Here is a 13,966-nt window from a genome sequence, read left to right as displayed (position 1 = left end):
CCCGATGCCGGTGGAATCGGGACCTCGCCCCATGAAAAACGCCCGATGGAGCGGTGGCAAGCGGCGGTTTCGAACTATTTCGTGACCGGGAAGCCGGGCCAAAATAAGACTCGAACCTCCCCCGGCCCGCCCGGACTCATCCGCCACGCCACATCTTCGCGCCATGACCACCGATCGAACCGCTCCTTCCGTTCCCGCCTCGCCCTCGCTCGAAGCCCTGATCGGCCGGGCCGAGCGGGCCGGACGCGGCGCGCCGCCGGTGGAGCGCTGGAACCCGCCCTTCTGCGGCGACATCGACATGGCGATCCGCGCCGACGGCAGCTGGACCTATCTCGGCTCGCCCATCGGGCGCGAAGCGCTGGTGCGGCTCTTCGCCTCCGTCCTGCGCAAGGACGAGGACGGCCGGACCTATCTCGTGACACCGGTCGAGAAGCTCGGCATCCGCGTCGAGGACGCGCCTTTTCTCGCCGTCGAGATGAGCCGCGACGCGGGACCGGAGGGGCCGGTCCTCACCTTCCGCACCAATGTCGGCGATGTCGTTGCGGCCGATGCCGCCCATCCGCTGCGCTTCGTCTCGCAAGGGGCGGCGGGCAGCTTCGAGCCCTATCTCCTGGTGCGCGGCCGGCTGGAGGCGAAGCTGACGCGGGCGCTCGCCTTCGATCTCGCCGATTGCGTCGAGGAGGACGGCACGGGCGCCTTCGTCCGCTCTTCCGGCGCGCGCTTCTCCCTCGGCGGCGAGGGCTGAATGGGGTTCACCGCCCGCGACCTGCGCCGGCGGCTGGCGGAGGCCGATCCGCATCTGCCGCTGCCGGAACTCGGCGACCACGTCCTCAATCCCGAGCTCGGCCAGCTCCTCGACCGGCCGGACGTGCGCGAGGCCGCCGTGCTGGTGCCCGTCGTCGATCACGCGGAGGAGGCGAGCGTCATCCTCACCACCCGCGCGGCGGGCCTGCGCAAGCATTCCGGCCAGATCGCCTTTCCCGGCGGTTCGGTCGATCCCGAGGATGCCTCGCCGGAGGCGGCGGCGATCCGCGAGAGCTTCGAGGAGATCGGCCTCTCGCCCGATTTCATCGAGACGGTCGGCCGCCTGCCGCGCTACTCGACGCGCACCGGTTTTCGCATCACGCCCGTCGTCGCGATCGTGCGGCCGGGCTTCACGCTCAAGCCCAATCCGGGCGAGGTCGCCGATGTCTTCGAGGTGCCCTTGTCCTTTCTGATGAACGGCGCCAATCACCAGAAGGAAAGCCGTGTCTGGCTGGGCAGCGAGCGCTTCTTCTACGTGATGCCCTTCGGCGAACGCTATATCTGGGGCGTGACGGCCGGGATCATCCGCGCGCTCTACGAGAGGTTCTACGCATGACCGAGACCCGCATCGACGCCGAATGGCTGCGGGACGAGACGCTGCAACGGCTGCTGGCCGCGCTGGCCGAGCGCGGGGAGGGCGCGCGCGTCGTCGGTGGCGCGGTGCGCAACACGCTGCTCGGGCTGCCGGTCACCGATATCGACATCGCGACGACGGTCCTGCCGGAGGAAACCTCCCGGCGGGCGGAGGCGGCGGGCTTCAAACCCGTGCCGACCGGGCTAGCGCATGGCACGATCACCGTCGTCGCGGCCGGCCGGCCCTTCGAGGTGACGACGCTGCGCCGCGATGTCGAGACCGACGGCCGTCATGCCCGCGTCGCCTTCGGCCGCGACTGGGAGGCCGACGCGACGCGCCGCGACTTCACGATCAACGCTCTCTATTGCGAGGCGGACGGAAGGGTGGTCGACCTCGTCGGCGGGATCGCCGATCTCGAAACGCGCACGCTCCGCTTCATCGGCGATGCGGCGAGCCGCATCGAGGAGGACTATCTGCGCATCCTGCGCTTCTTCCGCTTTTTCGCCTGGTACGGGGCGGGGCGGCCGGATGCGGAGGGCCTGCGCGCCTGCGCCCGGCTGAAATCCGGTCTGGCGCAGCTGTCCGCCGAGCGGGTCTGGGCGGAACTGCGCAAGCTGCTCGGGGCCGCCGATCCCTCCCGCGCGCTGCTCTGGGCGCGCCAGGCCGGCGTCCTCTCCATGGTCCTGCCGGAATCGGAACGCTGGGGCATCGACACCATTCACGGCCTCGTCGGGGCCGAACAGGTGCATGGCTGGGCGCCGGACGCGCTCCTGCGTCTCGAGGCGATCGTGCCGCCGGACGGCGAGCGGCTGGCGGAACTCGCCCGACGGCTGAAGCTGGCGAATGCCGAGCGCGACCGCCTGCTCGCCTTCGCGCTGGCGGCTCCCGCCGATCCCAGCGAAACCGACCAGAGCCTGCGCGCCCGCCTGTATTTCGGCGATCGCGGCGGCATCCGCGACCGCCTGCGCCTCGCGATCGCCACGCGCCACGGCCGCAGCGAGGCCGCCGCGATCGGCGAGACCGCGCGCCTCAACGAGCAATTGCGCATCGCCGACATGTTCGATCCGCCGGCCTTTCCCGTATCGGGCGAGGATCTGAAGGCGGTCGGCGTCCAGCCCGGACCCGTTCTCGGCGCGGCGCTCGACCGCCTCAAGCGTCTCTGGGCCGAAAGCGGCTTCGTCCTGTCGCGCGACGTGCTCCTGTCGAAGCTCTGACGGTCAGGCCGGCTGGGCGCCGGCCCTTCGGGCGGCCGGCACCGGCAGCTCGCCGTCGTCCGAGGTCAGCGTCCGGGCCTCGGAGGCGATCTCGATCACCTGCTTCGGACGGTAGAACTCGATGCCTTCCTTGTCGTAGCGCTGCTTCAGGCGGCGATTGAACTCGCGGCCGACCCCCCATTGCTGGAGCGGCCGGCAGCGGATCGCGCCCTTGATGACGACGCCGTCGGCCGTGAAGGCGTCGACGCCCCAGACCTCGACCGGCATCAGCATGTCGTATTTGTATTTCGGATCGGCGCGCAGATCCGCCCCGACCTCGTGCATGATCGCCATCGCCCGGTCGGCATCGGCGCCGTAGCCGATCGTCACGGTGATCTGGAAGATGCCGTAGTCGCGCGAATCGTTCTGCAACGCCTTGATCTGGCTGAAGGGCACTGAATAAAGCGCGCCATTGCCGGCCCGGATCTTCACGGTGCGGATGCTGATCCCCTCCACGACGCCGGACTGCGCGCCGGTGGAGATCACGTCGCCGATCGCCAGCGCGTCCTCGAACAGGAAGAAGAAGCCGGTGATCACGTCCTGCACCAGCTGCTGCGAGCCGAAGGAGATGGCGATACCGATGATACCGGCGCCGGCGAGGAGCGGCGCGACGTTGACGCCGATATTGGCGAGCACCGCGATCACCGTCACCACCGTCAGGGCGGCGAAGATGAAGTTGCGCAGGAGCGGCAGCAGCGTCTTCACCCGCGCCGACTGGCGGCGCTGCCGACCGAAATTGTCGACCGGGGCGAGCGCGTTCTCGATCAGCGTGTCCACCGTGATCCAGATGAGCCAGACGGCGAGCGGCACGACGAGAATCGAGATCACCGGCTGAAGCACGCGGTTGCCGGCATCCGTCGTCAGCCAGCCGGCGACGCCGAAGCCCCAGAGATCGATGCAGGCGATGGCGGCGACGACGGTCGTCGCGATCTGCAGGACGACATGGATGACGCTGAGATAGCGCCGCCAGAGCGCCCGCTGCGCGGTCTGTCGCCCGCGCCCCAGCCCCTCCCGCCACTTGGCGAAATATTCGTTGCAGAGCGCCAGGAAGGCGAGACCGGCCAGGATGTAGACGACGGCGAAGAGCGCATCCTCGAAGAAATTGTCGCCGCCGATGCCGAAGAGGCGGGCGCCGAGATTGGCGACGATGAAGAGGATCGCGAAGATGTGCCAATAGCTGGCGAAGGCGGCGACCACGGTGCGCAGCACGCCGGTGGCGCGGTCGCCGTCCTGCCGCCGCCCCTTGACGATGAGGCTGCGCACGGTGCGGCGATGGCGGAGGGCGAAGAGCATCGCGAGGCCGCCGACGACGAGATCGAGCACCATCGCGCCGATATCGGCGACATTGCGCCCGATCGTCAGCCGCACCGCGAATTCGCGCATCAGGCCGGCGGCGATGCCGACGGCGGTGAGCGCCACGATCCAGGGCAGGAGCTTGGCATGGGCGTAGTCGACGAGCCGCCAGCCGCGCGTGCGCCCGAGAAGAAGAAGCACGAAGGCGCTGAGCTGGCGCACCAGGACCGCGCCGACGAAGGGCGTCGTCAGGGCGAGAAAGAGCTGCGTCTCGCGCCAGGAGGGCGAGAAGATCGTCGTCCAGATCGCGATGGTCAGCACCGCGCCGAACCAGGGCAGGAGATCGAAGAGGAGCTTGATCGACACCCGCCGCAGTAGCTGGATGCGCGTCTGGGCGCGGCGGCGCAGCCGGCGGCGGCGGCGCAGCCAGGCATTGCGGAAGAGGAAGGTCATCACCGCCGCGACGGCGGCGACGCCCGGCAGCGCCCAGCTGAAGAAGGCGAGCGTCTCCTCGCCGCCGAAATTCGTCGCGACGCGCTCGGCGATCTCGGCCTGGGCGTTTTCGAGCTTGACGCTCGGGCTATCACCCAACGCCGTTTCGGGAAACTCGCCCACCGCCTTCGTCACATTGTCGGCGAGCGCCCCGATCAATCCGTCCTTCGGCAGGGCGGAGGCGTCCTGCGCGGGGGCCGGCGGCCCCTGCGTCACGAGGCCAGTGCGCACCTGTTCCAGCGCCTGGACGAAGTCGGTGCGCTGCTTGTCGTCCTTCAGAAGGCTCAGGATACGGTCGACGGCCGCGAGATCGGCCTGACGATCGGGGGCGGGCGCGGCGGCGGCCTCGGTCTTGGCACCGGCGTCGCCGCCGGTCAGATTGGGCAGGCCCGGCACTTGCGCATGCCCCGGGATCGACGCGAGGAGAACGGCCATCCAGACAAGGATCGCCCCGATCGACGCGCTTCTGATCATACGGTCCCCTCTGCCGTCCGCTCTCCGAGATCCGCGCCGTCCGAAGGCGCGGATTTGTGCGGTGCGATAGGCCGGTCGCCCGGCGATTTCGTGACGGCATGCCCGGATCGCGTCGCAGGGGCAATAAAAAACGGGCCCGAAAAGGCCCGTTCGCGCTGTTCTCGCCATCGCTTGGCCGGACACCGGCGGCGGTGGCTGCCCGATGCGATGCTTCAGGATTCGAACCTCAGTTCGGCAGTTCCGTGGTCTTGTCGCGGAGCTGGTCGATCAGGTTCGGCGTCAGCTTCTCGACACCGGACTGATGCGCCTGCTGCACCGCCCGGCGAAAGACTTCCGCCTGGCTTTCCGCGCGGATCACGCGATCACAGCCTGGAATGACGCCGTGACAGTTCAATTCGAACATCCCGTTCCTCCCTTCCTTGCCGGCACCGCCGCTACCTCCAGAGAATCGGCGGGCCAAGGAAAGAATAAGGTCTCGTGAAAGCGGGCGGCAGAGGTGGGGAGACGCCTAAGGAAAGATAAAAATCGCGCAGTCCGCGATATTTTCCGTGATCGCGATCGGCTTCGCTTCTTGAACGCGGTGGAACTTCAAGGCCAGCGGACGAGCGGCGGCAGCGAAGACAGGATCGAATCGACATTGCCGCCGGTCTTCAGGCCGAACAGCGTGCCGCGATCGTAGAGGAGGTTGTATTCGACATAGCGGCCGCGACGGACGAGCTGCTCGTCGCGATCGGCCTCGGTATAGGGCAGGCGGGCATTGTGCCGGACGATATGCGGGTAGACGACGAGAAAGGCCTTGCCGACATCGCGGGTGAAGGCGAAATCCGCGTCCCAGCCGCCGGCTTCTTCGGAGGAATGCAGCCAGTCGTAGAAGATGCCGCCGACGCCGCGCGCCTCGTTGCGGTGCGGCAGGAAGAAATATTCGTCGCACCAGGACTTGAAGCGATCGTAGTCGGCGACGGCGCGGTGCCGGTCGCAGACGAAGCGCAGCGCCTTATGGAAGGCGAGCGTGTCGGGATCCTCCTGGCTGCGCCGCCGGTCGAGAACCGGCGTGAGGTCGGCGCCGCCGCCGAACCATTGGCGGCTCGTCACCACCATGCGCGTGTTCATGTGGACGGCCGGGACGTTCGGATTGCGCATATGCGCGATCAGCGAGATGCCGGAGGCCCAGAAGCGCGGATCGTCCTCGGCGCCGAGGATCTGGCCGCGGAATTCCTGGGAGAACTCACCGAAGACCGTCGACGTATGGACGCCGACCTTCTCGAAGACGCGGCCATGCATCATCGACATGACGCCGCCGCCCCCGGCCTCGCCGCGCGCCCATTCGGTGCGCTCGAACCGGCCGGCCGGCCGGTCGTCTCCCTCGATCTCGTCCTCGATCGCCTCGAAGGCCCGGCAAAGCTGGTCGCGCAGCGCCTCGAACCAGAGGCGGGCCGATTCCTTCTTCGCGTCGATATCGGCGGGCAGGCCTTCCGGGACGGGCGGGAGTTCCATCGGTCGCGATCTCGTTTCCCAGCGGCGGGCGGGCCGCCCGCGTCGTCTCGCCGCTCGGCGCCGCCGAGTTGCGGAGAACCCTTCCTCGCGTAACAGGATGGTGAAGTCGCGGAAAGAGGCGGGCGGCGGGGAAGAGCGCCAAGCGACGGATTCGATTCGCAAATCCACAGATTCGACGCTATCTTCCCAAGAGTCAGTCAATCGCGTCGCCGAGTCCGTGGCCCAGCCTTTCGTCTCTCCTCCGCTCGACGGTCTCGCCCGCCAGCTCCGCCGCAATCGCGCGCGGCTCGCGGCGGAAACGGACAGTTTCGTGCGCGAGACCTTCGTCCTGCCGCGCGACGCCGCGCGGGTGAAGGCGCGCGAATGGTTCGACCGCTATCCGAAGGCCGCCTACTGGACTTCGGTGGAAAGCTGGCGCGTCCTGCCGGGCGACGAGGTCGAGTTCACCATGCGCCGCCTGCCGACGGCGGATTGACGGCTGCGGGCGATCACTCCTCGTAGAATTCGCGAAGCGTCCGCAGCACCTCGCTCAAGGTCTCGGCGGGGACGGTGCCGAGCCGCTTCACGAGACGTCGCTTGTCGAGCGCCCGGCATTGATCCAGCAGGATCAGCCCATCCGTGCCGGCGAAGGAGACGGCGATCCGAAAGGCGGCCGGGCGGCTGCCCGCCGTCATCGGCGCGGCGATCACCGTTCGCAGATGCTCGTTGATTTCCGAAGGCGAGACCACGAGGCAGGGACGGGTCTTCTGGATCTCGCTGCCGACCGTCGGATCGAGCGTCGCGAGCCAGACCTCGCCACGTTTCACCATGGCTGCGAGTCGTCCTCTTCGCCCGGCAGGTCGAGCCAATCCGAATCGAGTTCTTCCGCCGCGAGACTCTCAGCATCCTCCGCCCAACCGGCACGGGGCGCTGCGACGACACGCTCGATGACGATGCGATTGCCTTCGATCCGCATGTCCACCTTGTCGCCGGCCCGCGCGCCGATCTGGGCGAGGATCGGCTTCGGGATCAGGATGCCGGCGGAATTCCCGAACTTCTTGACGGCGCCGATCATGGCGAGTTCCCTCGCAAGGCTGTTGTGCTGAGTTCGTACATTGTTATCACGATTCCGGCAATGTAAGAGCCTCGATCGATCCCAGCTGCCGTATCGCCTCGCTGACCACGATCCCGACCGAGACGGCGAGGTTCAGGGAGCGCGCGCCGGGCCGCATCGGGATCGTCAGCCGCAGATCGGCCGCGTCGTGCACGGCCTCCGGCACGCCGGCGCTTTCCCGGCCGAAGAGCAGGATGTCGGTCGGCCGGAAGCGGGCCGCCGTATAGGGCTCTGACGCCCGGGTCGTCAGCAACACGAGACGGCGCCCGGCCTCGCGGCGCCACGCCTCGAAGGCATCCCAGCCGTCGTGCCGGCGGAGGGTCGCGATCTCGAGATAGTCCATGCCGGCGCGGCGCAGCGCCCGGTCCGAAAGGTCGAAGCCGGCAGGGCCGATCACCGCGACGGCGAAGCCGAGACAGGCGCCGCTGCGCAGGATCGTGCCCGTATTGCCGGCGATGTCCGGCTGATAGAGCGCCACCAGCGGCCGGTCCGGCGCGGGCGGAAGGGACGAATTGTCGGCTGACATTTGCGGCTCGGAGCTTATATCGGGCGGGGCCCGTCCGCGTTGTGCGGTACGGCGCCTCCGCTCCGCAACGGACGACGGGTCGTTCATGTTCGCCATTTTCGAAAGGCTCGTCGAGCCGTTCCCCGACGAGCGGCCGAAGAGCCCGCCCGCGGCGCTTTGGCCCTTCATCTGGTTCTATGCGAGGCCGGTCTGGCCGTTCCTCGCCGTGATCGGCTTCCTGTCCGGCCTCATCGCCGTGGTCGAGGTCTCGCTCTTCGGCTTTCTCGGGCAGATCGTCGACTGGCTGAACGGCCTCGACCGCGCGACCTTTCTGGAAACGCAGGGCTGGACGCTCGTCGGCATGGCGGCGATCGTGCTCTTCCTCCTGCCCGGCGCCACCTTCCTGAACGGCCTGTTCCAGTTCCAGGCGCTTTTCGGCAATTTTCCGATGCGCTTCCGCTGGATCGTCCACAACTGGCTGCTCGACCAGTCGCTGGCCTTCTTTCAAGACGAGTTCGCCGGGCGCGTCGCGACGAAGATGATGCAGACCGCGCTGGCGCTGCGCGAGACAATCACCAAGGTGATCGACGTGATGCTCTACGTATCCGTCTATTTCGGCGGCGTCCTCGTCCTGGTGTCCAGCGCCGACTGGCGGATGGCGCTGCCCTTTCTCGGCTGGCTCGGCCTCTATGTCCTGCTGCTGCGCTTCTTCGTGCCGCGCCTGATGCGCGTCGCCGAGCGGCAGGCCGATGCCCGGGCGCTGATGACGGGCCGCATCGTCGATGCCTATGCCAATATCGGCACGGTGAAGCTCTTCGCCCATACTCGCCGCGAAGCGGCCTATTCGCGCGAGGCGATGCGCAGCTTCCTCGATCCGGTCTATGGCCAGGCGCGCCTTATCAACGGCTTCATGGTCAGCCTGACTCTGCTGAACGCGCTCCTCCTGTCCACCGTCGGTGCTCTCGGCATCGCGCTCTGGCTGAACGAGCTTCTGTCGATCGGCGCTATCGCCATCGCGATCGGTCTCGTCCTGCGGCTCAACGGCATGTCGCATTGGGTGATGTGGGAGGTCTCGGCGCTGTTCGAGAATATCGGCACGATCCGCGACGGGGCCGCGACCTTCAGTCAGCCGGTCGCTCTCGTCGATCGGCCGGAGGCGAGGGACCTCGTCGTCGCGAAGGGCGAGGTGCGCTTCGAGTCCATCGGCTTCGGCTATGCCGGCGCCAAGCCGCATCGCGGCGCCGGGCCGGTGGTAGAGGGGTTCTCGCTGGCGATCCGGCCGGGCGAGAAGGTCGGTCTCGTCGGACGCTCCGGCGCCGGCAAGACGACGCTCCTCAACCTGCTGCTGCGCTTCTACGACGTGCAGAGCGGCCGCATCCTCATCGACGGCCAGGACATCGCCGGCGTGACGCAGGCCTCGCTGCGCGCTGAGATCGGCATGGTGACGCAGGACACCGCGCTGCTGCATCGCACGATCCGCGAGAACATCCTCTATGGCCGGCCGGACGCCGACGAGGCGGCGCTACGCCGCGCCGTGGAGCGGGCGGAAGCCTCCGGTTTCGTCGAGGCGCTGGTGGATCAGAAGGGGCGGAGCGGCCTCGATGCCGAGGTCGGCGAGCGCGGCGTGAAGCTCTCCGGCGGCCAACGCCAGCGCATCGCCATCGCCCGCATCATCCTGAAGGACGCGCCGATCCTCCTTCTCGACGAGGCGACCTCGGCGCTCGATTCCGAGGTCGAAGCGGCGATCCAGGAGAATCTCTACCAGTTGATGGAGGGTAAGACGGTGATCGCCATCGCCCACCGCCTGTCGACCATCGCCCGGCTCGACCGGCTCGTCGTGATGGATCGCGGCCGGATCGTGGAGGAGGGGCCGCACGAGGCCTTGCTCGCCAGAGGCGGGCTCTACGCGCAGCTCTGGCACCGGCAGGTCGGCGGCTTCATCGATGCCGGCGGGCCGGGCTTCGCTGAGGACGCGGCGAAGGCGGCGGAATGATCGGGCGCTGGCTGCGGCGGATCGAGGAGATCATCGATCCCTTCGGCGACGAGGCGCCGGGAGGTCACGGGCGCCGGCGCGTCGGCGCGCTGGCGCCGCTGCCGGATACGGCCAACCGCTTCATCTGGCGCTTCGCGCTGGAGGCGAAGGCGCCGCTCTTCGGCCTGCTCCTGACCGGCGGCCTGACGGGCGGCGTCGAGGCGCTGCTCTATTCGGGCGTCGGCTGGGTGGTGGACGCGCTGGAGACGTCGAGCCCGGCGACGCTGTTCCGCGAGCATTTCTGGCTGCTCGCCGGCCTTCTCGCCCTGACGCTTATCCTGCGCTCCGCCGTCCTGCTCTTCGGCGCGCTCCTGGAAGAGCAGGTCGTGGTGCCGAGCTTCTACAACCGCATCCGCTGGCAGGCCTATCGGCGGCTGATGGAGCAGCCCTATACGTTCTTCCAGAACGATTTCGCCGGCCGCATCGCCCAGAAGGTGATGCAGGTGGGCGAGGCCGTGGGCGACTTCGTCGTGACGCTGCTCCAGACCTTCTGGAGCTTCGTCACCTTCGTCATCCTCAGCGTCTCGATCCTCGGCGCCATCGATCCGGCCATGGCGCTCGTCCTCTTCGTCTGGGCGCTCGGCTATGGCGCAATCGTCTACTATCTCCTGCCGCGCATCCGCCGCTGGGGCCGGGCGGCGGCGGATGCGCGCTCGGTCGTGTCCGGGCGCGTGGTCGATTCCTTCACCAACATCCTGTCCGTGAAGCTCTTCGACGCCTCGCGCAACGAGGACGACTATGTCCGCGAGGGCTTTCGCGAGAATGTCGCGGTGGTGCGCCGGCTGACGCGCTCGCTCACTGCTGTCAGAACCGCCGTCAACGTCCTCAACGGGTTGATGATTTCGGCCGTCGGCCTCCTGGCGATCCTCTCGTGGCAGGAAGGGCGGATCTCGTCCGGTGCCGTCGCCACGGCGCTCGGCCTCGTCCTGCGCCTCAACCAGATGTCCGGCTGGATGATGTTCAACATCAACGGGCTCGTGCGCAATTACGGCACGGTGCAGGACGCGGTCGCGACCGTCACCGTCGCGCCGACGCTGCTCGACCGGCCGGATGCGCGCGAGCTCGCCGTGCGGGAGGGCGAGATCCGCTTCGACGCGGTGACCTTCCATTACGGCAAGGGCTCCGGCGTCATCGAAAACCTGTCGCTGACGATCCGGCCGGGCGAGAAGGTCGGGCTCGTCGGGCGGTCCGGCGCCGGCAAGACGACGCTCGTCAACCTGCTCTTGCGGCTCTACGACGTCGAGGGCGGGCGCATCCTGATCGACGGGCAGGACGTCGCCTCCGTGACGCAGGGCTCGCTGCGCGCTGCGATCGGCGTCGTGACGCAGGACACCTCGCTGCTCCACCGCTCGATTCGCGACAATATCGCCTATGGCCGCCCCGACGCGGAGGAGGACGAAGTGCTGGCCGCCGCCCGCCGCGCCAATGCCGAGGACTTCATCGGCTCGCTGCGCGATCCGCGCGGGCGCGAAGGCTTCGAGGCGCATGTCGGCGAGCGCGGCATCAAGCTTTCCGGCGGCCAGCGCCAGCGCATCGCCATCGCCCGCGTTCTGCTGAAGAACGCGCCGATCCTCATCCTCGACGAGGCGACCTCGGCGCTGGATTCCGAGGTGGAGGCGGCGATCCAGGAGAATCTCGCGGCGATGATGGCCGGCAAGACGGTGATCGCCATCGCGCACCGCCTGTCCACCATCGCGGCGCTCGACCGGCTGGTCGTGCTCGATGCCGGGCGGATCGTGGAGGAGGGGACCCATGCCGAGCTCATTGCAAGGGGCGGCCTCTATGCCGATCTCTGGGCCCGGCAGTCCGGCGGCTTCCTGCAGGACGAGGCCGCGCAATAGCGGCAGGGAAGCCACTGGTCTTGCACGAATCTGTCGTGGCGCGCGACATGCGGTCCTTCCAGATGCTGGAACGCTGGACAAGCGAAAGGTCGCCTTCTAGAACCCGTCCAATCTGCCGCTGCGAATGATGCCCGAGGGAGTCGCCGGTACTTGCGGACGACATCCGGGTCGGGCTGAAATGCCGCTTGGCGGAGGAGCCGGGTATGGAGAGGAGCGCCCGAGAGTGAGCGTCAACGAGACGAGCGAGCCGACCCGGCGGGACTTCCTGTATATCGCCACGGGGGCTGCCGGTGCCGTGGGGGCGGCGGCCGCGGTCTGGCCCTTCATCGACCAGATGAATCCCGATGCCGGCACGCTGGCGCTCGCCGCGATCGAGGTGAATGTCTCCTCGGTGGCGCCCGGCCAGTCGATCACGGCGAAATGGCGCGGCAAGCCCGTCTTCATCCGCCAGCGCACCCCGGAGGAGGTGACGGCGGCGCAGACGGTGGCTCTCGCCGATCTCAAGGACCCCGTCGCGCGCAACGAGAACCTGCCGGGCGACGCGCCCGCCACCGATGCCAACCGCTCGGCCAAGGGCAAGGAGCAATGGCTGGTGATGGTCGGCGTCTGCACCCATCTCGGCTGCATTCCGCTCGGCCAGTCCGGGCCTTACAACGGCTGGTTCTGCCCCTGCCACGGTTCGGCCTACGATACGGCCGGGCGCATCCGCCAGGGACCCGCGCCGCAGAACATGGCGATTCCGCCCTTCGAATTCATTTCCGATACGACCGTCCGCGTCGGCTGAGGTTTGGGAGAGACCGCAGAGATGAGTGGCCATTCCTCCTACGTGCCCGAGAACGGGGTGATGCGCTGGCTGGATGCCCGCCTGCCGCTGCCCCGCCTCCTGTACGATTCGTTCGTCGCCTACCCGGTGCCGCGCAATCTGAACTACGCCTATACGTTCGGCGGCATCCTGGCGCTGTTCCTGGGGCTCCAGATCCTCACCGGCGTGGTGCTCGCCATGCACTATGCCTCGTCCTCGGCGCTCGCCTTCCACTCGGTCGAGAAGATCGTACGGGACGTGAACTGGGGCTGGCTGCTGCGCTACCTGCATGCCAACGGCGCGTCCTTCTTCTTCATCGCCGTCTATATCCACATCTTCCGCGGCCTCTATTACGGCTCCTACAAGCAGCCGCGCGAAGTGCTTTGGATCCTCGGCGTCGTCATCTTCCTTCTGATGATGGCGACCGCCTTCATGGGCTACGTCCTGCCCTGGGGCCAGATGTCCTTCTGGGGCGCCACGGTCATCACCGGCTTCTTCACCGCCTTTCCGCTGATCGGCGATCCGATCCAGCAGCTGCTCCTCGGCGGCTTCGCGGTGGACAATGCCACGCTGAACCGCTTCTTCGCGCTGCACTATCTCCTGCCCTTCATGATCGCCGGCGTGGTGATCCTGCATGTCTGGGCGCTGCATGTCGTCGGCCAGACCAACCCGACCGGCGTCGAGGTGAAGAGCTCCAAGGACACGGTGCCCTTCACGCCGCACGCGACGATCAAGGACGGCTTCGCCATGATCGTCTTCCTCGCCTGCTTCGCCTATTTCGTCTTCTACATCCCGAACTATCTCGGCCATCCCGACAATTACATCGCCGCGAATTCGCTGAAGACGCCGGCGCATATCGTGCCGGAATGGTACTTCCTGCCCTTCTACGCGATGCTGCGCGCCATCACCTTCAATATCGGGCCGATCGATTCCAAGCTCGGCGGCGTGTTGGTGATGTTCGGCTCGATCATCGTCCTGTTCTTCGTGCCCTGGCTCGACACGAGCCGCGTGCGCTCGACCGCCTATCGCCCGCTCTACCGGATCTTCTTCTGGCTGCTCGTGGCGGATGCGATCATTCTCGGCTGGCTCGGCTCGCGCCCGGCGGAAGGCATCTATCCGATCCTCGCGCTGATCGGCACGATCTACTACTTCTCGCATTTTCTGATCGTGCTGCCGGTGCTCGGCCTCGTCGAGACGCCGCGCAAGCTGCCGGCGTCGATCACCGAGGCGGTGCTGGGCCGTCACGCCGCGCCCGCCATGCCGAGCGCGGTGGCGGCATCGCCCGAGACCAAGGGCTAGGAGCGTCCGA

14 protein-coding genes are annotated in these 13,966 nt (G+C 67.9%); 8 read left to right on the top strand and 6 right to left on the bottom strand.

Features of this window, described 5'->3' with window-relative positions; translation table 11 throughout:
- Positions 1-163 precede the first annotated feature (163 nt).
- From IEY14_RS21490 to IEY14_RS21480, 3 genes are read left to right on the top strand one after another with little or no spacing between them, the layout of a single operon-like run.
- Positions 164-745, top strand: coding sequence for a DUF1285 domain-containing protein (locus tag IEY14_RS21490; protein WP_188912189.1), 582 nt, complete (start codon positions 164-166; stop codon positions 743-745).
- Positions 746-1,360, top strand: a complete 615-nt coding sequence (locus IEY14_RS21485; RefSeq protein ID WP_188912187.1) for a CoA pyrophosphatase — start codon at positions 746-748, stop codon at positions 1,358-1,360.
- Positions 1,357-2,592, top strand: coding sequence for a CCA tRNA nucleotidyltransferase (locus IEY14_RS21480; protein WP_188912185.1), 1,236 nt, complete (start codon positions 1,357-1,359; stop codon positions 2,590-2,592). The genes IEY14_RS21485 and IEY14_RS21480 overlap by 4 nt, the downstream gene beginning before the upstream one ends.
- Before the next feature lie 3 nt (positions 2,593-2,595).
- Here the strand turns inward: IEY14_RS21480 and IEY14_RS21475 are convergent, their stop codons facing one another.
- The 3 genes from IEY14_RS21475 to hemF all read right to left on the bottom strand — a co-directional run bounded on the left by IEY14_RS21475 (position 2,596) and on the right by hemF (position 6,384).
- The gene (locus tag IEY14_RS21475) at positions 2,596-4,890 is read right to left on the bottom strand and encodes a mechanosensitive ion channel family protein (protein ID WP_188912183.1); all 2,295 of its coding nucleotides are present in this window, start codon (positions 4,888-4,890) and stop codon (positions 2,596-2,598) included.
- A 226-nt stretch (positions 4,891-5,116) separates the two neighbouring features.
- Positions 5,117-5,293 (bottom strand): DUF1059 domain-containing protein, encoded by a 177-nt coding sequence (locus tag IEY14_RS21470; RefSeq protein ID WP_188912181.1) that lies wholly within the window; start codon positions 5,291-5,293, stop codon positions 5,117-5,119.
- Positions 5,294-5,478: 185 nt separating this feature from the next.
- The gene (gene hemF, locus IEY14_RS21465) at positions 5,479-6,384 is read right to left on the bottom strand and encodes an oxygen-dependent coproporphyrinogen oxidase (RefSeq protein WP_188912179.1); all 906 of its coding nucleotides are present in this window, start codon (positions 6,382-6,384) and stop codon (positions 5,479-5,481) included.
- Positions 6,385-6,601: 217 nt separating this feature from the next.
- Here hemF and IEY14_RS21460 point away from each other — a divergent pair, with 217 nt between their 5' ends.
- A complete protein-coding gene (locus IEY14_RS21460; RefSeq protein ID WP_188912177.1) occupies positions 6,602-6,859 on the top strand; it encodes a hypothetical protein in 258 nt (85 codons plus the stop codon).
- 13 nt (positions 6,860-6,872) lie between these two features.
- Here IEY14_RS21460 and IEY14_RS21455 read toward each other — a convergent pair whose 3' ends face one another.
- Genes IEY14_RS21455 through IEY14_RS21445 form a run of 3 tightly spaced genes read right to left on the bottom strand, consistent with a single transcriptional unit; the run spans position 6,873 to position 8,003 of the window.
- Positions 6,873-7,193, bottom strand: a complete 321-nt coding sequence (locus IEY14_RS21455) for a type II toxin-antitoxin system PemK/MazF family toxin (RefSeq protein WP_188912175.1) — start codon at positions 7,191-7,193, stop codon at positions 6,873-6,875.
- Positions 7,187-7,438 carry an AbrB/MazE/SpoVT family DNA-binding domain-containing protein gene (locus IEY14_RS21450; RefSeq protein ID WP_188912173.1) on the bottom strand — a complete coding sequence of 84 codons (252 nt, stop codon included), beginning with the start codon at positions 7,436-7,438 and terminating at the stop codon, positions 7,187-7,189. The genes IEY14_RS21455 and IEY14_RS21450 overlap by 7 nt, the downstream gene beginning before the upstream one ends.
- 46 nt (positions 7,439-7,484) lie before the next feature.
- Positions 7,485-8,003, bottom strand: a complete 519-nt coding sequence (locus tag IEY14_RS21445) for a tRNA (cytidine(34)-2'-O)-methyltransferase (protein ID WP_188912171.1) — start codon at positions 8,001-8,003, stop codon at positions 7,485-7,487.
- 85 nt (positions 8,004-8,088) lie between these two features.
- Between IEY14_RS21445 and IEY14_RS21440 the strand changes: the two genes are divergently transcribed.
- The 4 genes from IEY14_RS21440 to IEY14_RS21425 all read left to right on the top strand — a co-directional run bounded on the left by IEY14_RS21440 (position 8,089) and on the right by IEY14_RS21425 (position 13,956).
- Entirely contained in the window at positions 8,089-9,975 is a 1,887-nt protein-coding gene (locus IEY14_RS21440; RefSeq protein ID WP_188912169.1) for an ABC transporter ATP-binding protein, read from the top strand.
- The gene (locus tag IEY14_RS21435) at positions 9,972-11,855 is read left to right on the top strand and encodes an ABC transporter ATP-binding protein (RefSeq protein ID WP_188912167.1); all 1,884 of its coding nucleotides are present in this window, start codon (positions 9,972-9,974) and stop codon (positions 11,853-11,855) included. The genes IEY14_RS21440 and IEY14_RS21435 overlap by 4 nt, the downstream gene beginning before the upstream one ends.
- A gap of 223 nt (positions 11,856-12,078) precedes the next feature.
- Positions 12,079-12,639, top strand: a complete 561-nt coding sequence (petA, locus tag IEY14_RS21430) for a ubiquinol-cytochrome c reductase iron-sulfur subunit (protein ID WP_188912165.1) — start codon at positions 12,079-12,081, stop codon at positions 12,637-12,639.
- Positions 12,640-12,660: 21 nt separating this feature from the next.
- Positions 12,661-13,956 carry a cytochrome b gene (locus IEY14_RS21425; protein WP_188912163.1) on the top strand — a complete coding sequence of 432 codons (1,296 nt, stop codon included), beginning with the start codon at positions 12,661-12,663 and terminating at the stop codon, positions 13,954-13,956.
- Positions 13,957-13,966: the final 10 nt, after the last annotated feature.

This window comes from Aureimonas endophytica (assembly GCF_014642635.1).
Classification (GTDB): Bacteria; Pseudomonadota; Alphaproteobacteria; order Rhizobiales; family Rhizobiaceae; genus Plantimonas; species Plantimonas endophytica.
The sequence above is the reverse complement of the archived record's forward strand: the minus strand, read 5'-3'. Positions and strand labels throughout refer to the sequence as shown.

What these genes read in the sequence shown, in the direction of transcription:
- IEY14_RS21485 (WP_188912187.1), top strand. Translation starts at nt 746, where the DNA reads ATGGGGTTCACCGCCCGCGACCTGCGCCGGCGGCTGGCGGAGGCCGAT.
- IEY14_RS21475 (WP_188912183.1), bottom strand. Translation starts at nt 4,890, where the DNA reads ATGATCAGAAGCGCGTCGATCGGGGCGATCCTTGTCTGGATGGCCGTT.
- IEY14_RS21450 (WP_188912173.1), bottom strand. Translation starts at nt 7,438, where the DNA reads ATGATCGGCGCCGTCAAGAAGTTCGGGAATTCCGCCGGCATCCTGATC.
- IEY14_RS21480 (WP_188912185.1), top strand. Translation starts at nt 1,357, where the DNA reads ATGACCGAGACCCGCATCGACGCCGAATGGCTGCGGGACGAGACGCTG.
- IEY14_RS21440 (WP_188912169.1), top strand. Translation starts at nt 8,089, where the DNA reads ATGTTCGCCATTTTCGAAAGGCTCGTCGAGCCGTTCCCCGACGAGCGG.
- IEY14_RS21425 (WP_188912163.1), top strand. Translation starts at nt 12,661, where the DNA reads ATGAGTGGCCATTCCTCCTACGTGCCCGAGAACGGGGTGATGCGCTGG.
- IEY14_RS21435 (WP_188912167.1), top strand. Translation starts at nt 9,972, where the DNA reads ATGATCGGGCGCTGGCTGCGGCGGATCGAGGAGATCATCGATCCCTTC.
- IEY14_RS21455 (WP_188912175.1), bottom strand. Translation starts at nt 7,193, where the DNA reads ATGGTGAAACGTGGCGAGGTCTGGCTCGCGACGCTCGATCCGACGGTC.
- hemF (WP_188912179.1), bottom strand. Translation starts at nt 6,384, where the DNA reads ATGGAACTCCCGCCCGTCCCGGAAGGCCTGCCCGCCGATATCGACGCG.
- IEY14_RS21470 (WP_188912181.1), bottom strand. Translation starts at nt 5,293, where the DNA reads ATGTTCGAATTGAACTGTCACGGCGTCATTCCAGGCTGTGATCGCGTG.
- IEY14_RS21445 (WP_188912171.1), bottom strand. Translation starts at nt 8,003, where the DNA reads ATGTCAGCCGACAATTCGTCCCTTCCGCCCGCGCCGGACCGGCCGCTG.
- IEY14_RS21490 (WP_188912189.1), top strand. Translation starts at nt 164, where the DNA reads ATGACCACCGATCGAACCGCTCCTTCCGTTCCCGCCTCGCCCTCGCTC.